Raw genomic sequence first — 23583 nt, 5'->3', positions numbered from 1 at the left:
AATAGAGCTATTTGGTGAACAGAGAAGGGTACTATAAAAAAAGCCTCTTCCCACTAGGTAGGAAAGAGGCTTTCTTGTTAAAGCTAATGTACTTCTAGGTAATGTTCTGCTTTTTCAGCTCCTTAACAGCATGGTCAGCGGCGCGGGCAGTCATAGCCATGTAGGTGAGCGAAGGGTTGACGCAGGACGCCGACGTCATAAAGGCTCCGTCTGTTACGTATACGTTCTCGGCACCCCATACCTGATTGTTGCCGTTAAGTACCGACGTCTTCGGATCACGACCCATACGGGCAGTACCCATTTCGTGGATACCAATACCGAGGTTCTTGGTCGTATCGTTGTACGGCGTTACGTTTTTGAATCCGGATGCTTCGAGCATTTCGGCGGCATCGTTCATCATGTCTACGCGCATTTTACGCTCGTTTTCACCGTACGCTGCATCAAATACCACCAGCGGCAGTCCCCATTTGTCTTTCTGGCTGGCGTGCAGGTACATGCGGTTGCTCTCCTGAGGCAGTACCTCACCAAAGCCGCCCAGGTTCATGCGCCAGATACCCGGCTTAGAGATCTCCTCTTTAAAGGCAGCACCGAAACCTTCCATGGCCGCACCACGTCCCCAGCTTTCACGGCTGGCGGCACCCTGGTACCCAAAGCCACGCAGGTAGTCACGCTTGTCGTTGCCCCAGTTGCGGTAACGGGTCACGTAGATACCATTGGCCCGGCGACCAAAGTAGTACTTGTCCTGGTGGCCGTCAAACTCACCGCCTGCCCCTACGGCCAGGTGGTGGTCCATGATGTTGCGGCCCAGCTGATCGCTCTCGTTACCCAGTCCGTTGGGGAAGCGGCTCGACTTGGAGTTGAGCATGATTGACGCCGAAGCAATGGCCGAAGCATTCAGGAATATAATCTTGGCAAAGTACTCACGGGCCTCCATCGTATTCTGGTCAATTACCCGTACGCCGGTAGCTTTTCCGGCCTTGTCGTCGTAGATTACCTCCGTCACGATAGCGTCAGTAACCAGGGTAAGGTTGCCGGTTTTCTGGGCAGCGGGCAGGGTGCCCGCCTGGGTGCTGAAATAGCCACCATACGGGCATCCGCGCATACACATGTTACGGAACTGGCAAGCCGCCCGGCCCAAGGCAGTCTGGTGCTCCTGAGGAGCTGTCAGGTGAGCCGTACGGCCAATAATCAAATGCCGTCCGGGGAATTTAGATTCAATGGCACTTTTTACCTGTGTTTCGACGCAGTTCATCTGCATAGGGGGCTGGAACTGTCCGTCAGGAAGTACATCCAGACCATCCCGTGAACCACTCACTCCGATAAACCGCTCCACGTAATCGTACCAGGGGGCGATGTCCTTATAGCGGATCGGCCAGTCGATGGCAATGCCTTCTTTGGCGTTAGCTTCAAAGTCGGCTTCGTTCCAGCGGTAGCTCTGGCGGCCCCACATAATGGAGCGCCCGCCCAAGTGGTACCCTCTGATCCAGTCAAAGGGACGGTCCTCCAGGTATGGGTTTTCTTTATCATTTTCAAAATGGTGGCGGTGCTCTTCGTTGGCGGTATAGCCCGTACGATAGTTCGCCCAGTATTCTTCACGAGCCAGGGTACTTACCCGGCCGCGGTGTTCAAATTCCCAGGGAGCGAGCGTGGCCGTCTTGTAGTCTACTACGTGCTTGATGTCACGTCCGCGCTCCAGCATAAGTACCTTGAGACCTTTTTCGGTAAGCTCTTTGGCGGCCCAGCCTCCACTGATACCCGATCCCACCACGATGGCGTCGTAGGTAGCTTGTTGTTTGGCTTTTATGTTAAGATTCATCAGTAGTATTGATATAAAAGGGATTAACTGAAAGCAAACAGGAGGGAGGGTTAAATCCCGCTGTCTACCTATGATAATAGATTATATAGCCCAGGCTTTCTGACCGGGTTTAAGGTCAATGCATCCTTCGTACTTGGTAGGTACGGCTACGTATTCCAGAGCCTGAGTAGCTCCCTGCTCCGAAGTAAAGTACCCCAGCAGAGTAAGTTCCTTCATCAGGCGGAAGAAAGGTACACCTGGTTCTTCAAAGGTTTTGCCGGCTTCTTTGGCTTTGTTGCGCTCGTCTCCGACTTTCTTCAGCTCTTCGATAGACTCCTTCTCAAGGGCCGTCAGGATCTGAGTTCTTTTCTCAGGGGCCGCTTTCATGAAGTCCTCATCGTTGAGTTTTTCCAGACCGGCGGTAAATTTCTCCTGATCCTTGGTGTAGTAGCAGTCTTTCAACATCACCTGTATGAACTCTCCGACTTTGGCGTCTTTGGCACCAGGGGTATCTGTTCGTGGGATGATAGTTTCAGCAACTTCTGAAACAAGACTCAGCTGATCGTCCGAGAACGCAAAGCTGGTAGCTTTGGAGGTTTCGTCAGCGGTCTTGCAGCCTTCCAGAAAGGCGACTAAAGTGGGAGCCGAGAGAGTTCCCCCCATTAGTAACGCCACACGGGCAAGAGCATCACGTCTATTCATTATGTTGGATTAGTAAAAAGGGTTAACAATGCAGAATGTAAAAATACATTCGTTATGTACAAAATATGAAATAATAACGTCTTTATTTTTGAAATATTTGTACCTAAAATAGTTAAAATCTAAACATCGGCATATTCTTTTTTGGGAAATCGCAGGACCTGATCATCAGGGTCAGGTTTGAATTAAATTCGGAGAAGAGCTGTTGTCAAAAAGACAGTTCTTCGGAATCACCTAAAATAAAAGAATATGTTTAAGCCAATAACTCCAGCTATTACCATAGATATTGTTTCGGATGTAGTGTGTCCCTGGTGCTACGTAGGCAAAAAGCGCCTGGAAAAAGCACTGACGGAGCTGCCGGAAGGCTCAGAAGTCAAGATCAGCTGGCACCCTTTCCAACTGGACCCTACCATACCCGACGTCGGTATGGAGCGGAATGAATACTTTCTGCGGAAGTTCGGCAATGGAGGGAAAGTGGAGCAGATGCACGCTCACCTGACCAATGTAGGTCATGAAGTAGGTATTGATTTCAGGTTTGATACGATCACCTACGTGCTGAACACCATCTCCCTGCACAAGCTGCTGCACGTAGCCGGTCAGGAAGGCTTCAAGGACCAGGCAGAAGAAATCCTGTTTAAGGCGTACTTTACCGATGGCAAAGACCTGAGGGAGGCGTCGGTACTGGCCGGGCTGTTTGAGCCCTTCGGCTGGAATCAGGAAAAGGTTGAGGCCATACTGGCTGATGACGCGATCGGCTACGAAGTAAAGCAGGAGATCACGCACTACCAGAGCATGGGTGTCAGTGGAGTACCCTTCTTTATCCTGAATAATAAGTACGGCGTTTCGGGAGCCCAGCCTTCCGAAGTGTTTGTTCAGGCGCTTACCACTGTTCGTGATGAGATGCTGGAAGCCATGAGCGGACAAGCCTGCGGACCAGAAGGTTGCTAATGAAAGTTAAACAATAGATAGCCTGCCTGGTAGTATAAATCAGGCGGGCTCTGTTTTGTATTAGTACAGACAGCCTGAGTACATCTCCCTGCAAGCATACTATGCTTGCTTTTTTGTGAGCAGGAAGGCACGTAGGAAAGTAGCTAAACAGGGAGGTCAGAGAGGGCTGACACCAAGGATAAGGAAAGAATCTTTGCGCAGGTATTCAGTAAATATTACTTTTATCATTGCAATTAGAGGTGACTTTCCCTTAATTTTCGCAAACATTATAAATCTTCCCACTCCATTACCATGGTTAAAATAATCATCGTTGATGATGAAAAGAACATTCGGGACGCCCTGCGGGACATTCTGGAATATGAAGGTTACGAAGTAGATGAGGCTAAAGATGGTGACGAAGGTCTCGAAAAAATCAAAAGTAATGACTACCACGTGGCGCTCTGCGACATCAGTATGCCCAAGATGGATGGTCTGGAGCTATTGCTGAAAGCGGGGGAGATGGGCCGGAGTACTCAGTTTATTATGGTGTCGGCCTATGGCAACGTGGAGAATGCCGTAGAAGCCACCAAGCGTGGAGCCTACGATTTCATTACCAAGCCACCGGATCTGAACCGGCTGCTCATCAGTGTCCGCAACGCTATCGAGAAGTACAAACTGGTAGCCGAAGCCAATCAGCTCAAGAAGCGGATCTACAAAATCAACGAAATAGTAGGTAACTCCGACCCGATCCGACGGGTGAAGGAATCCATCGAGCGGGTGGCTCCTACGGAGGCGCGGGTACTTATAACCGGCCCCAACGGCTCGGGAAAAGAACTGGTGGCCAAACAGATCCACGAGCGGAGCTCACGGGCTCATATGCCGCTGGTGGAGGTGAACTGCGCCGCTATACCCAGCGAATTGATCGAAAGCGAACTATTCGGTCACGAAAAGGGCGCGTTTACATCCGCTATCAAGCAGCGTATTGGCAAGTTTGAGCAGGCCAGCGGAGGTACCATATTCTTGGACGAGATAGGCGATATGAGCCTGTCGGCTCAGGCCAAGGTACTACGTGCCCTGCAGGAAAATAAAATAACGCGGGTAGGCGGCGAGAAAGAAATAAAAGTCAACGTACGGGTTATTGCGGCTACCAACAAAGACCTGCGGCGGGAGATACAGGATGGTAACTTCCGTGAAGACCTTTTCCACCGTCTGAGTGTGATCCTGATCTATGTGCCGCCTCTGGCTGAGCGGGCTGTGGATATCCCACTACTGGCCGATAAGTTTCTGCATGACATAGCCGAGGAGTACGGTAGTGCGCCCAAGCGCATATTACCAGAGGCTATGCAGCACCTGCAGACACTCCCCTGGACCGGTAACGTTCGCGAGCTCCGTAACGTAATCGAGCGACTGATCATCCTGTGTGGCGATATCATTACGCTGGATGATGTGAAGCTGTACGCCAGTATCGGTAGCTAATACCAGAAGTTATAAACGCAGCAGGCCCGACCACACGGTCGGGCCTGCTGCGTTTATAGGGCCATCAGATTACACCCTCGTATATCTGAGTTATCAAACCGTCCGATTACATAGAAGGTATCCGGCTCATCCCCCAGGCGCCCCAGATCCTGCGTTTCGATAAAGCTGCACGAGTCCAGATTAGCCAGGTCAATGACGTTAATCCCTCCCGTGCGCTGGTAAGTACCCGGTGCTTTCACATCCAGCGGGTCATTGGTATCCCGAATCAGAATGCGCATGGTGTAACCCGGCCTGAATACCCCCTGTCCGTGTGAGTACCCCTGCGACAGCAACTCGGTCATGCCGTATTCGGAGTGTACCTCGCCGATGCCCAGGCGGCTCATGAGTTCATCGTGTACTTCTTCGCGGAGTATTTCACGGCGCCGGCCCTTCATCCCCCCCGTTTCCATCACGATCAGGTCCGGAAGCTCTCTCAGAAACGCCGCGTCACCGATACCTTCTGCCCAGTCGAGCAAGGCAAAGGTAACCCCCAGTACCAGTACCCGGCGACCATCCCGGAGCCGGGCCAGTGTGCGTAGCTGTTGGGTGAGCGCCTCGGTATCGTACAGGTAAAATCCGGAGTAGGGGGAGGCTGTCTTCTCAATAAAATGCTGCGCCATATACACCAGTGACGAGTTGTTTCGTTCAAGGTATGAAGGTAATAGGGCCAGTACGTGGAAGTTGCTTAAAGGACCATACTGCTGCTCAAAGATGCGCTCACTCACCTGGTGGTAGAGGGCCGGGTCGTAGAGCGTGTGACGGCTGGTAACCGTGCCCGTGGTGCCGCTGCTCTCAAAAGTGGTCTCGCTCTCGGGCGGCTGTCCGGTGCGGATGGTATGGCTCTTGAAAAACTGAATAGGTAGAAAGGGTATCTCGTTCAGACGCTGCGGTTGGTCGGGCCGGATACGCAGGTGAGACAGAAAAGCGCTGTACACCGGATTGTACTGAGCCTGATACCTGAATATCCGCAGGGCTGTTGCCTCAAAGCCATCCGGGCTAAGGTCTATCACCTGCTGGCGGAGTGCCTGCCGAAGTACTGCGGGTGAGCTATTGCGTGGTAGTTCCAATCCTGTTACTTTCGTGGGTAGTGTTTATTCTAGAATATATATACAAAGATATTTCAAAAGCAGATTCTTAAACCTATGAGGATTGAATCTGTTAGTAGTAAAAGCCAAACCTCAGATACTTCACCTGCACTATGCGCTACACTCTTTACATAGTACTATTTGCCGCTCTGGCACTGGCAAGCTGCGTCGAAACTCCTAATTTTGATAATACCCCGCGTATAGAGTTCAACAGTATAGACAAGTATACTGTTCCGGATCCGTTCTCGGGACCTAACGCTCAGAAAGACTCGGTGGTGATTACCATTGATTTTGAAGATGGCGATGGCGACCTGGGGGTAACGCCGGAAGAGCGCAGCGATACCACACTGCTCAACACCAAGTACAGCGGCTGGGGTAACTACGAGCTGACTATTCTGCGTCAGGAAGATGATCGTTTTGTGGAGGTACCTTCCGCCGTGAGTAGCAAGCTTTTCTTTCCGGTACTCAAGCGCGACGGTAAGCCAGGTCCTATCAAAGGCAAGCTTGACTTCTCCCAGATCTTCTTCTACTCACGCTTTGCCCAGCCTACCGTGCTGAAGTTCCAGGTCAGAGTACGTGACCGTGCCCTTCGGGTAAGCAACGTGATCGAAACCGATACCATATCCGTTCCGCTGGATTAGTGGGAGGAGACTCTTTGGGATGTATATCTATCCGATAGAAACCTACTTTTAATATTAGTTGTAGAATATAGATAAACCAGAAGTACCTGACCAAACCTGGTCAGGTACTTCTGGTTTATAACAGGCTTAAGTAAGAGCCCGGAAGCACCGTAGGGGTAGATCAGAACTGGAAATAAATAAATGATCCGGTGCTCTTTTGGGTAAGTACCAGTACCAGCAGCATGGCAGCCCAGCCTAGTCCAAGCAGCCACCAGGGGGTACGCTCGGCTACTGCTACTACCGATTTATCACGCATGAGCCAGTGGCAACCCAGCAGGGCCACCGTTACTACAAATACCTTGTACATATCAATAGTAGCCAGGAACTTGATCTGAACCGGAATCACACCAAACATCGAGAGCAGGAGCCGCATAGCGGTACCAAAGTCGGGAGATCGGAAAAAGACCCAGGTCAGGCTAATCAGAAAAAATGTCATCAAAGCCAGTCCAAACCGCGACACGGAGCGACTGATGGGAATAGCCGGAAGCATAGAGGCCTGAGTGATGACCGTATCCGTAGCCAGAGGCATTTCGGGAAGTCGGGCGGGCCGGTCTCTGAATAGCCTTTCTACTCCAAGAAAGACCCCGTGCAGGGCTCCCCAAATTACAAAGTTCCAGTTGGCGCCGTGCCACAGGCCTCCCAGCAGCATCGTAATCATCAGGTTGAGGTACGTCCGGGTGGCGCCGAGGCGGTTGCCGCCCAGCGGAATGTACAGGTAGTCGCGCAGCCAGGTAGACAACGTAATATGCCATCGTCGCCAGAAGTCAGAGAAGCCTATAGCCGCGTAGGGGTAGCGGAAGTTGTCGGGCAGGATAAAACCCAGACACAGGGCCACTCCGATGGCGCAGGTGGAGTAACCGGCAAAGTCAAAGAAAATCTGACCTGAAAAAGCAAGTACCCCCGCCCAGGCATCCAGCGGATGCAGTGGAAAAGGAACACCAAATATCGAGTCAGCCGTCTCTGATAGCATCCCATCGGCAATACCTACTTTCATAAACAGGCCCAGCGTGAGCAGAAATAGCCCCCGGATCATCTGGGTTTGGGTAGCCTGATGAGGTACTTTGAACTGGGGTATCAACTCGCCCGGACGGACAATAGGACCGGCTACCAGCTGCGGAAAGAACGTGACGAACAGCGAAAAGTCAAGCAGGGACTTCTCAGGAGCAAACTTCCGGCGGTATACGTCAAGGGTGTAGGAGAGCGTCTGGAACGTATAGAACGAGATACCTACCGGCAGGATAATATCTGCCTGGGGAGGCTGGTACGTAACACCTGCCAGCGAAAGCAGCGCCACGAAATTATCCATCAGAAAGCCCCCGTACTTAAAGTATCCCAGCATACCCAGATTGACGGCCAGGCTTAGGACCAAAAGCCCCTTGCGCTTATACTGATTTTCCTCCCGCCCCAGCGCCAGGGCCGCCAGGTAGTCTACTACAGTCGAAAGCCACAGGAGCAATACGAAGGGCGGGTTCCAGACGGCGTAAAAAAGGTAGCTGGCCACCAGCAGATTCACCTTTTTTGCTTTCCAGGATAGGGGCAGGTTGTGCAGCAGCAGCACCACGCCCAAAAACACAATGAAGGTATACGAATTGAAAACCATGATTATCGGGCGGCTAAGGTGGACGAGTTGGTAGAGGCGGAAGCGACGGAGGAGCGCGCGATGCGCCAGCCGGTTTTCTGCTCGGCTATTCGGATCAGATCTCTTGTGAAAGTACGGGCATCAGCCGGACTCAGGTGTGACCATTCCGGACATTCGTATCTGGCTAGTTCGCGATAGTCCTGAAAGTGTATACCCGGCACACCGGTTTCGGCGAGTAACCGATCCCAGTACTTTTCCCGCGGGAACACCTGCTTTTCCAACTCCCATACTTTTCCGGAAGTTGGCATACGTACGAATAAGACCTGACCGCCGCGTTTCCTGATGGTGGCAACATCCGATTTTACCGCTCCGAAGATGGTGGTGAGCAAGCTGTCGGTCATAGGTGCCTGAGGAGCCTTTGTAAATACGTACATCCAGATGGCCTTCTGCTCATTCTGCATGGCTGTATCAGCCATGAAATCCTGTGTAATAGTGGTTTGGCGGTTAAACCCATCCGTAACAAACTTCATCGGAAAAGCAGGCAGGGCAAATACCCCCGGTCGGTTGGCAACACCTGCCCGATTCAGCAACGAGCGCAGATTGAATCGTTCGATGTCCAGAAAAAGCAACCGGGACTCCAGCTGGCGGTTCAGGTAGAAGCCGGTCCGCTGAGCAATAGACCATTGGGGATAGTAAGCGGTGCATTTGTTAGCTTGCTGTTCGGGATAGCTTCCGGTAGGTGAAAAGAATAATCCTTCGGTTATGCCTATCAGCACGGTTCCTTTGAAGTCCTTGTCCCGGGCCAGATCAGCCAGTATTGGTCGGGGCGAAGTACCTACCATGGCAAGTTGGGTGGGAGGCGCCCCGGAGGTAGCTTCCCAGGTAGCCAGATCTATCCCGAACTTAACCCGGGAAGACCCGATAATGACAGGATTGGCGGCGGTAGCCTTGTATACCTGCTGGCGGTGGTAGGCCCACAGGTCATTGTCGTCGTTGTAGGAAATTTCGAATCCCTGACTACGCAGATAGATTTCCCAGCCTACAAGGGTACTAATGAGCACGACCAGGGCCAGTAACCCTGCTTTGACGAAAGGAGAATAGTGCATTAGTGAATGGGGTGAAAGAAGTTGGGGATGAGCAGTAGGTGCGTGCATGGATACATACTATCCAGCATTAGCAGGATGACCTCCTGCCTTAGAAGGGCTCTTTTGCCGATTGAGCGTCAGTAAAGTACCTATGGGAGAAGGCTCACCTACACTGACTTTTAGTCAGTTCCAGATACCAGAAGATGTACATATTGGGCACCTAAGTACCCCAAAGAAGATCTACCCGAATTAGTTGTATCCAATAATCGAAAAATGGTAGACAAGATAAAGGTTAATATTCTAACTTACAGCAAATTATAGCAAAATTTTATCAAGTGGTCATAGTGGCCGGTAAGGTTGTACTTCCGTCAATTATCTCCTTGTAGAATTCAGCCACTTACAGGTACCAATCAGCAGGCGTGACCTACTCATCGCGTAGTACAATCCGGAAGGTGGTACCCTTGCCTGGTTCGGAGCTTTTGACAAACAGCTTGCCGTTGTGGTAGTTCTCGATGATGCGCTTGGCCAGCGTCAGGCCCAGGCCCCAGCCGCGCTTTTTGGTACTGAAGCCGGGGCTGAATATCTTCTGCAGGTTGCTCTTGCTGATTCCCTTGCCGTTGTCCTGTATATCAATGAAGACTTCTTTTTGGGGCTTATGAGGAATGATGGTGATTCTGATTTCGCCTATCCCGGCCATGGCGTCTACGGCATTTTTACAGATATTCTCCACCACCCACTCAAAAAGGTTACGGTTAATTAGTACCGTCTGTCCCTCGGTGAGCTGGTTGTCTATGTGGAAGGCGACTTTGGAAGATACCCGTTTCTGAAGGTACGTCACGAACTCTGTAATGACCTGAGCGAGGTTCTCCTCCTTCAGCGTAGGTACCGAGCCAATGTTGGAGAAGCGGGTGGTGATCATTTCCAGGCGCTGCACGTCTTTTTCCAGTTCTTCGGCAATAGCCGGATCAAAATCAGGGTCAGAGCGAAAGTACTCGATCCAGGCCATCAGGGACGACAGGGGAGTACCCAGCTGGTGGGCCGTTTCCTTAGCCAGTCCTACCCACACCCGGTTCTGCTCGGCCCGTCGGGCCGAACTAAATGCCAGGTAGGCCAGAAACCCGATCAGGAATAGCCCCGAGAGCTGTATGTAAGGGTAGTACTTGAGCTGAGTCAGCAGGAAAGAATTGCTGTAGTATACGTAGCCGGTACGGCCGTCACCAAGCTCTACGGCGATAGGAGCGTGCTCTTCCTTCATCTGATTGAGTCGTTCTTCCAGCAAACGTTCGATGGCTTCCGGACTGGCATTCTCAGGAAACGATATATTGTTATGAGCAGCCGGCATGTTGTTCTCATCTAGATAGATGGCCGGAATCTCGTAGAAGGAGTTAGCTTCAATAATATTCTGCATTACGACGTTAAAGTCTTCGTCGAAGTCACTGTTGATCGCGTAGCGAAGGCCTTCCGCGTACAGCTTTACCTGGCGCAGCTCCCTTTCTTCCAGCTTTGTCACCAGGTCACTGGTGTAAAATAGCGACCCTACACTGATCAGGAACAGGTTGAGGCCGATCAGGAACTTGTAGCTGTTTTTTTGTCCGTAGGTATCAAGCAGAGTACGGCGCAAACGCAGACTATTGAGCAGGGCTACCGGATGCAGGAAGAAGCGGGGGCGTTTTTCGTCGTTTACCGTACTCATGTAGTAGTGGACAACTGTACCAGGAGAATTTAGGATTTTATTTTGGCTGTATACTGTAAATATAAACGATTTTCCGTCATTTACTGTATTTACTATAGCGGGGTTAAATCAACTAAAAAACTGATCCAGGTCATAATTTAGATTGACTATAACTGCGAACTTTGTTCAGTTGTTCAGGTAGTTATTTATACTATTTCTAAATAAACTCATCCTGTGCAAAAGACGTTTCATAATGTGGAGATTGTACCCTATTTTTGTGGTCAGAATTCAGGCGTAAGTAATGTATAATCAGTTCAAATCCGTCAGTTTATCGTATAAGGTCGCTCCCCTTGCAATTCGGGAGCAAATTGCACTTAACGAAGAGGGAGCCAAGGCTTTAATGCTTCGTATAAGGGAATTCTTTGATGTTTCAGACGTATTGGTTGTATCAACCTGCAACCGCACTGAGATTTACTATTCTGCTTCTGAGAATCTGAACGAAGAGCTGATCAAGCTACTTCTGATTCAGAATGGTATTACCGACGTACATGCTTTCCTGCCGTACTTTGAGCAGTTTGGCAACGGTGACGAGGCAGTACGCCATCTGTTCGAGGTAGCCACCGGCCTGCTTTCGCAGGTAGTAGGTGACATGCAGATCCCTAATCAGATCAAACAGTCGTACCAGTGGTCAGCCGATCTGAATATGGCGGGGCCGTTCCTGCACCGCCTGATGCATACCATCTTCTTTGCCAATAAGCGCGTAGCGCAGGAGACTTCCTTCCGCGATGGCGCCGCTTCGGTTTCTTACTCAGCCGTTGAGCTGGTGGATACCCTTACCGTCAATCCTAAGATACTGGTGGTAGGTTTGGGTGAAATCGGTACCGATGTATGCCGCAACCTGGCTAACAAGGAAGGCGCTGATATCACACTGGTAAACCGCACCCGCTCCAAAGCCGATGCCCTCTCCACTGAGCTGGGCTTCCGCGTAGCTGATTTCGAAGATATTGACATTGAGATCATGCGGGCGGATGTGATAGTATCTTCTATTGTACGTGACGAGCCTTACTTCACCAGGGAGCTCATGAACAAGCTGGGCGGCCTTACCTTCAAGTACCTCATTGACCTGTCGGTACCCCGCAGCGTAGAGCCCGAAGTAGAAGAAGTACCCGGCGTAGTACTGTATAACATTGACACCATACGTAGCCGTGCCGATGAGGCGCTGGTACGTCGTATGCAGGCAGTACCTAAGGTAAAATCGATCATCGAAGAAGCTGTAACCGAGTTTAACGACTGGTCGAAGGAGATGATCGTATCTCCAACCATCCAGAAACTGAAAAATGCTCTCGAGCAGATCCGCCAGGAGGAAATGGCCCGCTATATGAAGGGTATGACCGACGCTGAAGCGGCCAAGCTGGAGCGTATTACATCCAGCATGATGCAGAAAATCATTAAGCTACCTGTACTGCAGCTGAAAGCGGCCTGTAAGCGTGGTGAAGCCGAGACACTGATCGACGTGCTGAATGACCTGTTCAACCTGGAAAAACAACCCGAAGAAAAACACTAAGGTAGTTACTACTACTGTACTGGATATACTACCAAAGGCCGATCTGATCAGATCGGCCTTTGGTGCTTAAGAACTTACTCCAGATTGATTCCCAGCTCCTGGTAAGAGATCAAAATAATGGCAATCACCGCCAGCACCAGACCCAGACGATTGAGACCGTTGAGGCGTTCGCGGAAGATCAGCCAGGCCGTAGCCGAGGAGACCAGCATGGTCAGGATGTTGTAGATCGGGAATACAAAGGCGGCACTGTTACCAAAAGCGGCCAGTGCTTTCAGCAGGAAGTACAGCGACAGGAAGTTAGGTACTCCCAGCATCAGCCCCCCCGCCACGCTCCGTACCTGCAGGTGCTCCCCCTGCCGCACCAGACGAAAGACCAGTATGGTAGTTCCTACCAGGATGGCTCCCGTACAGGCAATGATCATGAACAGGGTAGTCTGCTCGGGCCGGTAGTAGCTCATGCTTAGGTAGTTGATAAGCGTATTGTTGGTGCCACTGCCCAGAAATACCAGAATCGGGAGCAGCCACAGGAATTGAGCCGCGGTACGGGTTGCTGTCGTGGTGGTAGAAGCCTCTTTATTCTGAATAGCTCCCAGAGCCAGTGCCACCAGAGCGGTGATGAGCCCGATGTAGTTCCACAGCGTATATACCTTGTTAGCATTCTTGAACACAAACAACCCGAATACGACCGGGATGACCAGCGACATGTTACCCGCCAGGGAAGCAGCTGTTACGCTTACCTTCTGTGCAGTCAGGCCAATGAGTACAAAGACTGTTACAAATAGTAAACCCAGGGCCAAGGTGAGAAGGGTAGGGGCCGATCCCCAGGCTATCTCCCTGAACTGCGACCAGTCTTCCATCAGGACCAGGCCGGTGGCTACGCAGGCGTAGTAGTTAAACACAATGGCATGAAAAGAATTGACCTTGTAGCGGGGGTAGGCCCTCATAATTAGGTACAGCGCTACCGTGAATATTACAGCCAGTAAAAAGTAAAGCATGAATGAACAGGTTTGGTCGGTTCAGAATTAGTAAAGATTGGAATCCGAATGAATGGAACAAAGGTACGGTGTAAAATATAATCCTGTTAAGGCGGCTCCGCTTACACAATAGGCCTCCAAAAACTTGTTAGATTAGTACTAAAACACTATGTTTAGGAGCCTTTAGAGCAGAGATATTACTCAACGTGACTTCCCCAGAATGGTAAAGCATCTGGACGAGTGAATAGGGAAATTGCAACAGTATGAAGTGTGGAATCGGGTTCCTCCCGTAGGACAAAGGTTTACAGTACTCGATTATAAGCAACTACCTATCTTTAACCGTCTGGATATGAATAAAAACTTCTACTCCATCTGTTTACTCCTCGTACTGTTAAGTGTATTACCCCAGGTCGCACGGGCACAAGCCTGTGGCTGCACCACTACCATTACTGCCAGCGGTATCTATGACGGAAGTCAGATGGATGTAAAGCCGGGGGATGTCGTATGTATACAGGCTGGTACCTACTCACGATTCAGATTCATTAACTTTCAGGGAACGGCCGAGCAACCTATCACAATCAAGAACTGTGGCGGAGCTGTCAACATAGCTCATGCCACCTACTTTGGCGCTCTGGATATATGGGAATCCAGGCATATAAAGCTAACGGGTGCCGGTGATAGTGCTACACCCTACGGGATCGTTATCAGCGGCACCGGTAGTGGAGCCAGCGGCCTGGTGGTTGGTGCCAAAACCACCGATATCGAAATTGATCATGTGGAGATCAGCGGGACGGGATTTGCTGGCATGCTGATCAAAACCGACCCTGCCTGTGACCCAACTACCTGGCGGCAAAACTTCACCATGAACAATGTAGTGGTGCGTGATAACTACGTTCACAACACCGGTGCGGAGGGTATATACATTGGGCATACCAGCTACCAGGGCGTCAGCCTGACCTGCAATGGTACTACTGTCACGGCTCTGCCCCACCTGATCTACGGACTAAAAATCTATAATAATATTGTAAAGGAAACCGGGGCCGACGGTATACAGTACGCCTGTGCACCCGATGCCGAAGTATACAACAACCAGGTGGAAACCTACGGTACTGATCCCTTTGCTGCTCACCAGAACATGGGTATACAGATCGGAGCCGGAGCCGGGGGACTGTGCTACAACAATAAGGTGCTCAATGGTACGGGCAATGGTATACTCGTAACGGACTATGTAGGAGGGCTTAAGGTCTATAATAACCTTATCGTATCGCCGGGAGGCTACGGCATCTTCACCGACGACCGTACTGTACCCGCCCAGGGCTCAGGTCTTACGATTGCCAATAATACCATCGTGACGCCTGGAAGCGAAACAATCCGGATGTACGGCAGCCGTACTACCAAGGCCTTGTATAACAACCTGCTGGTGGCCCCTCAGAACGGGCTGTATGTAGTACATGGTAACGGCGCTACCAGTACCGAAAGTACCAATATCAAAGTAGCGCAGGTAAGTGAGGCCAACTTTGTGAATAGTGCGGCGGGTAACTACAACCTGCTTGTTAGTTCACCGGCTGTTAATACAGGTACCGATGTAAGCGCCTGGGGTATCGTGAGCGACCTGCAGGGACGGGTACGTCCATTGGGGGGAGCCTTTGAAATAGGTGCCTACGAGTCAGAGCAGAATCCGCCGGTACTTACTACTATTGAAGATATCTCTTTACTAAAAACGGAAACGTTACAGGTAGCGTTGACTGCCACTGATGCGGATGGAGATGCGCTTACTTTCGGTGCCCAGTCATTACCTGCCTTTGTGACCCTGGCGCAGCAGTCTGCTACATCAGCCGAGCTGTCTATCAACCCTCAGGGGCAGACGGGTACTTTTCAGTTTACCATTACAGTCAGTGATGGTACGGGCGGAACCAGCAGCCAGGTGGTCAATCTGTATGTACTTGATACGCCTGCTTCTCCTCAGTTGCTATTCAGAGTCAATGCCGGAGGTGCTGAGCTGATCAATTCGGAGCTGAATTGGTCTACTGACACCCAGACTAGCCCCAGCCCTTACACCAACGTAGCGGCCGCCGCCAGTACACCTGGTACCATGGCAGTAACTACCAATACAACCGGCGCACCTACCGAGCTATTCCAGACTATGCGTCGTGACAGTCGGGGGGGAGGCAACATGGTGTGGGAGTTTCCTGTGGCGGCAGCGTCGGGCTGGTACCGGGTTAATCTATACTTTGTAGAGTCGGTAAGCAGTGTAACCCGGGTATTCAATATCCTGATGGAAGGAAGTACGGTAGCCTCTAACTTCCAGATCCGGGAAGAAGCAGGCCTCAGGAATGCCCTCAAAAAGACTTTTGAAGTACAGGTAGCCGATGGCAAGCTAACCGTACTGTTTGAGCGTATCAACGAAGATCCTCTGGTATGTGGCATTGAGATCTATGGCCTGAGCACAGCACCCTCAGGGGCCAGAGTCGGAGTTACTGAGCCTGATATAGCTACCCTGAAGGGTAAGGCAGGTACAGCCGGGGCCACTTCTTTGACGCTCTATCCCAATCCGGCCATCGACGAAGTATTTGTGGATCTGGTAGAGACGGACGAAGAAGGCATCGAGCGTAGCAGCACCGGCCAGGCCAGCTACTACCTGCTGGATAACAGCGGCAAGGTAGTACGCCAGGTAGCTGGTGCCCAGGGCGCCCGCTCTGTTAACCTGGATAATCTGGCAAGTGGTACTTATATACTTAAGGTAGTTACGCCTGAAAAGGTATATATTCGCAAAGTAGTAAAACAGTAACTACTTAGTAGTTGCTGCTATTGAAAGTTTGCGACCTATTACCAATGCATAACACGAAGACTTTGCTTACCGAGGAGGTACTACAGTTAGCTGAGCTTATCTGGGACTACCACCGTCTGAATCATACGCTCGAAAAGGCCGATTGTATATTTGTACTAGGAAGCCACGACCCGCGGGTGGCCGAAAGAGGCGCCCAACTCTGGCTGGATGGTTACGCTCCGCTGCTCATATTTTCGGGTGGGTTGGGCAACTTTACCAAAGAGATATGGACCGAGCCGGAAGCCGATCAGTTTGCGCGAATTGCCCGCGAAATGGGAGTACCGGACGAGGCTATGCTGGTAGAGAACAAATCCACCAATACAGGCGAAAACCTGCAGTTTACCCACCGGTTGCTAGCTGAGCGCGGGCTTACTCCTACGTCGTATATAGTGGTACAAAAGCCCAATATGGAGCGACGTGCCTATGCTACCTGCCGTATGTACCTGCCTCATCAGAAGTTAATAGTAACTTCTCCGCAGCTGTCTTTCCAGGATTATCCCAACGAAGATATTACCATGGAGCGGGTGATTCATATCATGGTAGGAGATCTGCAGCGAATTCGGGAGTACCCGGCCCTGGGCTTTCAGATCCATCAGGAGATTCCCGAACAGGTATGGAAAGCCTGGGAGCGCCTGGTCGAGCTGGGCTTTGACGGGCACCTGATGAAGTAGCCCGGTCTTCCTTCAGAAACAAAAAAAGGAGCCGAAGCTCCTGTACAATAGCTATAAAGTGAGTAGTAGCTACCCAACGGTAGCTGCTACTACTACAGGCCACGCTCTACGGCCTGTCGTTTTAGGTTCTCATCCGCTTTGGGCTCGGTTGTACCAAATACATGGTCCCACAGTGGCGACGACACGCCCAGCATAGTATCTCCGTCTTTGTAGTGATGAATCGCGTGGTTGATCCATAAGTACTTGAAGAAGTTCTTGGGCGGATTGTACGCGTGCACCAGGAAATGAATGGTCAGGTACCCGGCATATCCTACCAGAAAGCCCGGGAAGAATGCATAGGAGGCTTCCCCCATCAATACGAAGAAAATCCCGAAGAGCATAGCACCAATCAGAATGGCCAGGATCGGAGGCAGGGCCAGGCGGCTTTTGTCTTTGGGGTACTCGTGGTGTACGCCGTGCATGGTGTACTGAAACTTAGCCCGGGCAGGAGTAGTAGGCTCTATGTGATAAATGCTGCGGTGTACCCAGTACTCTACAAACGTGAATGTCAGCAGGCCCAGGAAAAACAGAGATAGTATCCATCCGTTGCTCATATCCGTATACGTAAAGGCATACCAGCCAAACGCAACTGATGTAACGAGGTACATCGAGACCGGAACGGAAATGTGTGTACGCGATAGCCTTTCAAGGACTGGATTTTCGAAAAGCTGTTTGGAACCCTTATGTTTAGGCTTGTAGGAATTAACGTAGTCTTTTGCCATGGCGTTGATGATTTTTTCGGTTGACGAATAAAACTTCTAAGTCAAAAAGTTACTCAGACAGGCGGAATTCAATGATTAATTTACATTCGAGCTTTTTTTTTGGTTCCTGTTCCACCTTATTTTGTCGTTACACAACCTTTGTGAAAGTGTCAGTTTTATAGGGATTCTGACTGTAACACAGAGGCTTTATAAGGTGGTATGAGTCAATAAATTCTTAATCAAATTTTTGCTCCTTCATGCTCTCAGGATTGCTCCGCCAGCTCTATGATTTCACTAGTTTGTGCTGGCTTAATGCCTTACTTTTTCTTCGCCCCGCTCCGTTTCTATCCATCTCTAAAAAAGCTTATTTGCCGTGACTAGTAGGTATATTCTAATCGTTTCTCTTGAATATATTCTATAAACCAGCCTCATGTTATATTGTTATATTTATGTGAATTCCGTGCGCACTGGTTAGATCCTGGAAGCGCTTGTACTCTTTTGATGAAGGGCCGCTGCGGAGGGAGCTATCTATATAATAAATTATTGTGCCATTGAGTCGGAGATTCGCCACATATATCTCTCATTACACTCCTTCTGGAACCGGACAAGTGCATAAAATTGTAACTTATGGACAATTAGGTATATTTTATGAAGAAATATAGAGCATATTACCTCAGAATTTTATTACTTTGAGTATATTAGAAAAATACAACCAGATGCTTTATTAAAGTAAGGCAGATACATACCAGTTACAAACCAAAATTATGAATACTGTACTGCACATAGTACTTATTCTGACATTACTCCACTCTTCTTTTCTGAGTACGGAATGTTCTGCCAAGAATGTGAACATTCTGCTAAATAATAGGACTGAGCTATTATTAGCTGGTAATAAAAGCAGCTGCGCTAAAGAGCAGATCCTCAAAACCAAGTGGCCGCGCTGCTACCGCTCTCTAATCAAAAATATATATTCCCAGGATGATGGTCCTCTGGAGGCTATTCCCGTAGACTCTACTACCGGCCTAAGTAAGCATGATTCGGCTGATCAGGAGATCAAACTGGATTATGATGATGATACTGTCCTGTCATCTGGCTCCGACTACTTGGAGCTGCGAAGCCGGGCATCTATGATGCTTTATCTGCTAAAGTGGGATCATCCACTTATACAATTACCGGTACCTCCTCCGCAGGGGTAACGTCTTCCATTCCTTGTGACTTTTCCGGATGCCGATGTGGTGCCTGTATAGGTTCCGCTTCGGTGGTTGTCCTGTCATTTCGGTGATTGTGACAATCCTATACCCATGGGCAATGCTACTGCTTGGGTAGATCTCTATTAAGCAATTTTTCAACCCAACCATACAAGTTTATTATGAATAAGTTTCTGAATTATCCGCTCTTCCTGCTGGCTGTCTGCCTTGGTGGCTGTACAGTAAGCAGCAAGGAAAGCGAAACCGAACAACCGGTAAGTACGGTCCGGGAGTTTCCGGTGATGCGCTTGACGGCCCAACAAACAGATCTTCATCGCGAATATGTGGGAGATATCCAGGCGATACAAAACGTGGATATCTACGCCCGCGTAAAGGGGTACCTTGAGCAAGTGTATGTTGACGAAGGCAGATATGTAAGCAAAGGACAAACCCTTTTTAGAATCAATAATGAAGAATATGAGGCGGAAGTAGCCTCGGCCAAGGCTAACCTGCAGAGTGCAATAGCCGAAGCCAAGGCAGCCCAGCTGGAAGTGAATCGGGTAAAGCTACTGGTTGACAAGAACGTAGTCTCCAAAACGGAACTCGAAGTAGCCCAGGCCCGGTACGCTGCCGTGGAAGCCAAAATCATGGAATCCCGCTCTGCTCTCGCCAATGCTTCCATTCGTCTGGCTAATACGACCATCAAAGCCCCTTTTAGCGGTATCATTAACCGGCTCCCCTACAAGGTCGGTAGTCTGATCGACGAAGGTACGCTGCTTACTTCCCTTTCTGATATCAATACGGTGTACGTGTACTTTGATGTTTCGGAAAAAGAGTACCTCGAGTACGTCAAAGCCAACCGACTCAACAAGGGTAATCATAACAAAGAGGTTGAGCTTATGCTGGCCGATGGCTCGCACTTCGCCAATAAGGGTAATATAGAGACTATGGAGGGCGAATTTGACGAAGGTACCGGCTCCATTGCCTTCCGGGCCCGCTTTCCCAATCCTACACGCATACTCAAGCATGGTTCATCCGGTAAAGTACGACTCACCAATACCATTGAGGACGTCGTGCTGGTACCACAGAAGGCCGTATTTGAAATACAGGACAAAAACTATGTGTACATAGTAGATAAGAACAAGCAGGTAAAGATGAAAAACTTCCTGCCCAGGACGCGCACCGCGGACTTCTACGTCGTTGAGTCAGGTCTTGAGCCGGGAGATGAAATAGTGTACGAAGGTATCCAGAGCCTCAAGGATGGAGCTAAGATCCTGCCTAAGTATGTATCGCTGGATAGTAAAGAAGGACCAGCAGAGTCGGAGCGTCTGGCTACAAGCAGAGAATAGGCTACAAGCAGAGAATAGATAGAGGGATACGACCCGATACTAATTTATTGGTACTTAACTGACTACACTACATGTTTGATATTTTTATAAAGAGGCCGGTCCTTTCGCTGGTCATATCATTGATCATTACCCTGTTGGGGGTACTGGCGCTGATAGGCTTGCCTGTTACACAGTTTCCGGAGATTGTTCCTCCTTCGGTGACGGTGACGGCCAACTATAACGGGGCCAACGCCGAGGTTTGTACCAAGGCAGTGGCTATTCCGCTCGAAAGAGCTATTAACGGGGTGCCAGGCATGACCTACATGACGTCCGTTTCTTCCAACAGCGGAATGAGCCTTATTACGGTGTTCTTTGAGGTAGGTACTGATCCGGATCTGGCCGCGGTTAACGTTCAGAACCGCGTACAGACTATTATTGATGAGCTGCCCGAAGAGGTAATCCGGGCGGGGGTGATGGTGGAGAAAGAGGTAAACAGTATGCTGATGTACCTCGATATCACAAGCTCGGACCCTACAGTAGGGGAGAAGTTTGTGTACAACTTCACCGACATCAACGTACTGGCTGAGCTTAAGCGGATTGACGGCGTAGGCTTTGCCCAGATCATGGGCCATCGCGACTACTCCATGCGGGTATGGCTTAAGCCTGATCGTATGGTAGGTTACAATGTATCAACCGAGGAGGTAATCGAGGCCATCAGGGCTCAGAACGTAGAAGCCGCCCCCGGTAAATCAGGGATAGGCTCAGGCCGCACCTCCCCAAGCCTTCAGTATGTACTGCGTTACACGGGTAAGATGTTTGAGCCCCAGCAGTACGAAAACATAGTCATTCGGGCCAATCCGGACGGCTCCATGCTTAAGCTGAGGGATGTAGCTGAAATTGAATTCGGATCGCTGGATTACGAAATTGCTTCCAAGTCGGACGGACGCCCCTCGGCATCCATCATGCTTAAGCAGCGTCCGGGTTCCAACGCCCGCGAGGTAATCGAAAACGTGAAGCTGCGGATGGCCGAGCTTAAGGAAACATCCTTTCCGCCGGGCATGACATACAGCGTTTCGTACGATGTATCGCGCTTCCTGGATGCTTCAATCCAGGAGGTAGTACGTACCCTGTTTGAAGCCTTCATACTGGTATTTATTATCGTGTACCTGTTCCTGCAGGACTTCCGCTCCACGCTCATACCCGCCCTGGCAGTGCCGGTGGCGCTGGTAGGTACCTTCGCGTTTATGCAGATGCTGGGCTTCTCCATCAACCTGCTTACCCTGTTTGCGCTGGTACTGGCCATAGGTATTGTGGTGGATAATGCCATTGTGGTGGTAGAGGCCGTCCACGCCAAGATGGCCCAGGAAGACATGTCGGCTCGCGAGGCTACATTCTCGGCTATGAAAGAGATCAGTAGCGCGATTGTAGCCATTACGCTGGTAATGTCAGCGGTGTTTATACCCGTTGCCTTCATGACGGGCCCGGTCGGCGTATTCTACCGGCAGTTCTCACTGACGCTGGCTATATCCATCGTTATATCAGGTATCAATGCGCTTACCCTGACCCCGGCTCTGTGCGCTCTGCTCCTGAAAAATACGCACCACGAAGAAAAGAAAAATACATGGTTGCAGCGCTTCTTTAACGGGTTCAACCGTGGGTATGATTCCGTAGCGGGTAGTTACCAGCGACTACTGAGCCGTATCGTCAGCCGGCGGGTGGTGACCCTGGGCGTGTTGATCGCCTTTTGTGTAGCTACCTGGGGAGTTAATACAGTTCTTCCTTCGGGCTTTATTCCGACTGAAGATCAGGGGATGCTTTATGTGAACGTCACTACCCCGGCGGGTGCTACGGTGGAGCGGACAGAAACCGTACTGGATGCAGTTCAGAAGGCTGCCGCCTCTATTGATGAGGTAGAGTCGGTATCGACGCTTTCAGGATATAGTCTGATGACGGAGTCGGAAGGGGCTTCGTATGGGATGGGGATGATCAACCTTAAGCCCTGGGATGAGCGGGAGCGGTCGGTGGATGACATCATTGCCCTGATGGAGGAAAAAACCAAGTCCATCTACGATGCCAGGATCGAGTACTTCCCGCCACCAACGGTACCCGGCTTCGGTAACTCCAGTGGCTTCGAGCTACGTCTGTTGGATAAGACCGGTAGCGGCGACTTACAGCAAACGGCACGCGTTGCCAATGCGTTTATCGAAGAGCTTCAGAAGCATCCGGCCATCAGCAATGCCTTCTCGGGATTTGATGCCAGCTATCCGCAGTACCTCATCCACATGGATCAGGATGTGGCCGCCCAGAAGGGGGTAACGGTGGAGAACGCCATGAGTACCCTGCAGACGCTGTTCGGAAGCTTCTATGCCTCCAACTTCATCCGGTTCGGGCAGATGTACAAGGTAATGGTACAGGCAGATCCGCACTACCGCCTGGCGCCGGAGGATGTCAACAAGATGTTTGTGAAGAACGACCGGGGTGAGATGATCCCTATCTCTTCGTTTGCGCGACTGGAGCGGGTATATGGTCCGGAGCAGATCACCCGCTACAACATGTATACCTCGGCTATGATCAACGGTAGTCCGTCGGCCGGATTTAGTAGTGGGGATGCCATCAACGCCGTAGCGGAAGTAGCCAAGCAGAAGTTGCCCAAAGGCTTTACCTACGAGTGGTCGGGTATGACCCGCGAAGAGATCCTGTCGGGTGACCAGGCTATCTACATCTTCCTGATCTGTCTGGTGTTTGTGTACCTGCTGCTGGCGGCTCAGTACGAGAGCTTCCTGCTGCCCCTACCGGTGATCCTGTCCTTGCCAACGGGTATATTCGGAGCCTTCCTGGCCCTGAAGCTGCTGGGCCTCGAGAACAACATCTATGCACAGGTATCACTGGTGATGCTGATTGGTCTATTAGGTAAAAACGCCATTCTGATCGTGGAGTTCGCTATTCTGCGACGCGAGGAGGGGCTGTCGGTGGTGAAGGCCGCCATCGAGGGAGCTACCGAGCGTCTGCGTCCGATCCTGATGACCTCCTTTGCCTTTATCGCGGGTCTGATTCCTCTGTGTATAGCTACCGGAGCGGGTGCCCTTGGTAACCGCTCAATCGGTACGGCGGCCGCCGGAGGAATGCTGATAGGTACTGTGTTCGGGGTTATCCTGATCCCGGGGCTGTATGTACTATTTGCCAGTCTGACCGACCGGCGTAAGCCGGGAAAGACCCAGCCAATGGAGCAAGATGCCGTATCGAGTTACTAACTTT

The 23583-nt window shown here is 50.6% G+C and carries 17 protein-coding genes; 9 read left to right on the top strand and 8 right to left on the bottom strand.

Features of this window, described 5'->3' with window-relative positions:
- Window positions 1-94: 94 nt before the first annotated feature.
- Together JTN23_RS17375 and JTN23_RS17370 are read right to left on the bottom strand one after the other, a co-directional pair.
- Window positions 95-1816: a GMC oxidoreductase gene (locus JTN23_RS17375; RefSeq protein WP_247236302.1), complete on the bottom strand. Its 1722-nt coding sequence runs from the start codon at window positions 1814-1816 to the stop codon at window positions 95-97.
- A gap of 81 nt (window positions 1817-1897) precedes the next feature.
- Window positions 1898-2497 (bottom strand): gluconate 2-dehydrogenase subunit 3 family protein, encoded by a 600-nt coding sequence (locus JTN23_RS17370; RefSeq protein WP_247236301.1) that lies wholly within the window; start codon window positions 2495-2497, stop codon window positions 1898-1900.
- Between the two features lie 246 nt (window positions 2498-2743).
- Between JTN23_RS17370 and JTN23_RS17365 the strand changes: the two genes are divergently transcribed.
- Entirely contained in the window at window positions 2744-3442 is a 699-nt protein-coding gene (locus JTN23_RS17365) for a DsbA family oxidoreductase (RefSeq protein ID WP_247236300.1), read from the top strand.
- Window positions 3443-3733: 291 nt separating this feature from the next.
- Window positions 3734-4897 carry a sigma-54-dependent transcriptional regulator gene (locus JTN23_RS17360; RefSeq protein ID WP_247236299.1) on the top strand — a complete coding sequence of 388 codons (1164 nt, stop codon included), beginning with the start codon at window positions 3734-3736 and terminating at the stop codon, window positions 4895-4897.
- A gap of 53 nt (window positions 4898-4950) precedes the next feature.
- Here JTN23_RS17360 and JTN23_RS17355 read toward each other — a convergent pair whose 3' ends face one another.
- On the bottom strand, window positions 4951-6003 hold the full coding sequence (locus JTN23_RS17355) for an acyl transferase (protein ID WP_247236298.1): 1053 nt from the start codon (window positions 6001-6003) through the stop codon (window positions 4951-4953).
- A 131-nt stretch (window positions 6004-6134) separates the two neighbouring features.
- Between JTN23_RS17355 and JTN23_RS17350 the strand changes: the two genes are divergently transcribed.
- Window positions 6135-6662: a hypothetical protein gene (locus tag JTN23_RS17350; protein ID WP_247236297.1), complete on the top strand. Its 528-nt coding sequence runs from the start codon at window positions 6135-6137 to the stop codon at window positions 6660-6662.
- A 160-nt stretch (window positions 6663-6822) separates the two neighbouring features.
- On the opposite strand, the gene JTN23_RS17345 is transcribed toward JTN23_RS17350, so the two are convergent.
- The 3 genes from JTN23_RS17345 to JTN23_RS17335 all read right to left on the bottom strand — a co-directional run bounded on the left by JTN23_RS17345 (window position 6823) and on the right by JTN23_RS17335 (window position 11058).
- Window positions 6823-8301, bottom strand: coding sequence for an MBOAT family O-acyltransferase (locus tag JTN23_RS17345; protein WP_247236296.1), 1479 nt, complete (start codon window positions 8299-8301; stop codon window positions 6823-6825).
- Between the two features lie 2 nt (window positions 8302-8303).
- The gene (locus JTN23_RS17340) at window positions 8304-9386 is read right to left on the bottom strand and encodes a hypothetical protein (RefSeq protein ID WP_247236295.1); all 1083 of its coding nucleotides are present in this window, start codon (window positions 9384-9386) and stop codon (window positions 8304-8306) included.
- Between the two features lie 403 nt (window positions 9387-9789).
- Window positions 9790-11058, bottom strand: coding sequence for a sensor histidine kinase (locus JTN23_RS17335; protein ID WP_247236294.1), 1269 nt, complete (start codon window positions 11056-11058; stop codon window positions 9790-9792).
- Window positions 11059-11338: 280 nt separating this feature from the next.
- Here JTN23_RS17335 and hemA point away from each other — a divergent pair, with 280 nt between their 5' ends.
- Window positions 11339-12601: a glutamyl-tRNA reductase gene (hemA, locus tag JTN23_RS17330; protein WP_247236293.1), complete on the top strand. Its 1263-nt coding sequence runs from the start codon at window positions 11339-11341 to the stop codon at window positions 12599-12601.
- A 74-nt stretch (window positions 12602-12675) separates the two neighbouring features.
- On the opposite strand, the gene JTN23_RS17325 is transcribed toward hemA, so the two are convergent.
- Window positions 12676-13596 carry a hypothetical protein gene (locus JTN23_RS17325; protein ID WP_247236292.1) on the bottom strand — a complete coding sequence of 307 codons (921 nt, stop codon included), beginning with the start codon at window positions 13594-13596 and terminating at the stop codon, window positions 12676-12678.
- Window positions 13597-13924: 328 nt separating this feature from the next.
- Between JTN23_RS17325 and JTN23_RS17320 the strand changes: the two genes are divergently transcribed.
- A complete protein-coding gene (locus JTN23_RS17320) occupies window positions 13925-16363 on the top strand; it encodes a malectin domain-containing carbohydrate-binding protein (RefSeq protein ID WP_247236291.1) in 2439 nt (812 codons plus the stop codon).
- A 44-nt stretch (window positions 16364-16407) separates the two neighbouring features.
- Complete coding sequence (locus tag JTN23_RS17315; RefSeq protein WP_247236290.1) at window positions 16408-17073, top strand: YdcF family protein; 666 nt, start codon at window positions 16408-16410, stop codon at window positions 17071-17073.
- 92 nt (window positions 17074-17165) lie between these two features.
- Here JTN23_RS17315 and JTN23_RS17310 read toward each other — a convergent pair whose 3' ends face one another.
- Window positions 17166-17834, bottom strand: a complete 669-nt coding sequence (locus tag JTN23_RS17310; protein ID WP_247236289.1) for a sterol desaturase family protein — start codon at window positions 17832-17834, stop codon at window positions 17166-17168.
- A 743-nt stretch (window positions 17835-18577) separates the two neighbouring features.
- On the opposite strand from JTN23_RS17310, the gene JTN23_RS17305 reads away from it, so the two are divergent.
- From JTN23_RS17305 to JTN23_RS17295, 3 genes are all read left to right on the top strand, one after another.
- Window positions 18578-19009, top strand: coding sequence for a hypothetical protein (locus tag JTN23_RS17305; protein ID WP_247236288.1), 432 nt, complete (start codon window positions 18578-18580; stop codon window positions 19007-19009).
- A 173-nt stretch (window positions 19010-19182) separates the two neighbouring features.
- Complete coding sequence (locus JTN23_RS17300) at window positions 19183-20349, top strand: efflux RND transporter periplasmic adaptor subunit (RefSeq protein ID WP_247236287.1); 1167 nt, start codon at window positions 19183-19185, stop codon at window positions 20347-20349.
- Window positions 20350-20420: 71 nt separating this feature from the next.
- Entirely contained in the window at window positions 20421-23579 is a 3159-nt protein-coding gene (locus JTN23_RS17295; RefSeq protein WP_247236286.1) for an efflux RND transporter permease subunit, read from the top strand.
- Window positions 23580-23583: the final 4 nt, after the last annotated feature.

The sequence above is a fragment of the Telluribacter roseus genome, from assembly GCF_017355915.2.
Taxonomy (GTDB): Bacteria; Bacteroidota; Bacteroidia; order Cytophagales; family Spirosomataceae; genus Telluribacter.
This window is presented reverse-complemented; position numbering and strand designations above follow the sequence as displayed.

Bases quoted from the DNA above. Each gene is read 5' to 3' on its own strand.
- JTN23_RS17370 (WP_247236301.1), bottom strand. From the start codon at position 2,497: ATGAATAGACGTGATGCTCTTGCCCGTGTGGCGTTACTAATGGGGGGA.
- JTN23_RS17315 (WP_247236290.1), top strand. From the start codon at position 16,408: ATGCATAACACGAAGACTTTGCTTACCGAGGAGGTACTACAGTTAGCT.
- JTN23_RS17345 (WP_247236296.1), bottom strand. From the start codon at position 8,301: ATGGTTTTCAATTCGTATACCTTCATTGTGTTTTTGGGCGTGGTGCTG.
- JTN23_RS17325 (WP_247236292.1), bottom strand. From the start codon at position 13,596: ATGCTTTACTTTTTACTGGCTGTAATATTCACGGTAGCGCTGTACCTA.
- JTN23_RS17365 (WP_247236300.1), top strand. From the start codon at position 2,744: ATGTTTAAGCCAATAACTCCAGCTATTACCATAGATATTGTTTCGGAT.
- JTN23_RS17350 (WP_247236297.1), top strand. From the start codon at position 6,135: ATGCGCTACACTCTTTACATAGTACTATTTGCCGCTCTGGCACTGGCA.
- JTN23_RS17335 (WP_247236294.1), bottom strand. From the start codon at position 11,058: ATGAGTACGGTAAACGACGAAAAACGCCCCCGCTTCTTCCTGCATCCG.
- JTN23_RS17320 (WP_247236291.1), top strand. From the start codon at position 13,925: ATGAATAAAAACTTCTACTCCATCTGTTTACTCCTCGTACTGTTAAGT.
- JTN23_RS17360 (WP_247236299.1), top strand. From the start codon at position 3,734: ATGGTTAAAATAATCATCGTTGATGATGAAAAGAACATTCGGGACGCC.
- JTN23_RS17340 (WP_247236295.1), bottom strand. From the start codon at position 9,386: ATGCACTATTCTCCTTTCGTCAAAGCAGGGTTACTGGCCCTGGTCGTG.
- JTN23_RS17375 (WP_247236302.1), bottom strand. From the start codon at position 1,816: ATGAATCTTAACATAAAAGCCAAACAACAAGCTACCTACGACGCCATC.
- JTN23_RS17300 (WP_247236287.1), top strand. From the start codon at position 19,183: ATGAATAAGTTTCTGAATTATCCGCTCTTCCTGCTGGCTGTCTGCCTT.
- JTN23_RS17295 (WP_247236286.1), top strand. From the start codon at position 20,421: ATGTTTGATATTTTTATAAAGAGGCCGGTCCTTTCGCTGGTCATATCA.
- JTN23_RS17305 (WP_247236288.1), top strand. From the start codon at position 18,578: ATGAATACTGTACTGCACATAGTACTTATTCTGACATTACTCCACTCT.
- hemA (WP_247236293.1), top strand. From the start codon at position 11,339: ATGTATAATCAGTTCAAATCCGTCAGTTTATCGTATAAGGTCGCTCCC.
- JTN23_RS17310 (WP_247236289.1), bottom strand. From the start codon at position 17,834: ATGGCAAAAGACTACGTTAATTCCTACAAGCCTAAACATAAGGGTTCC.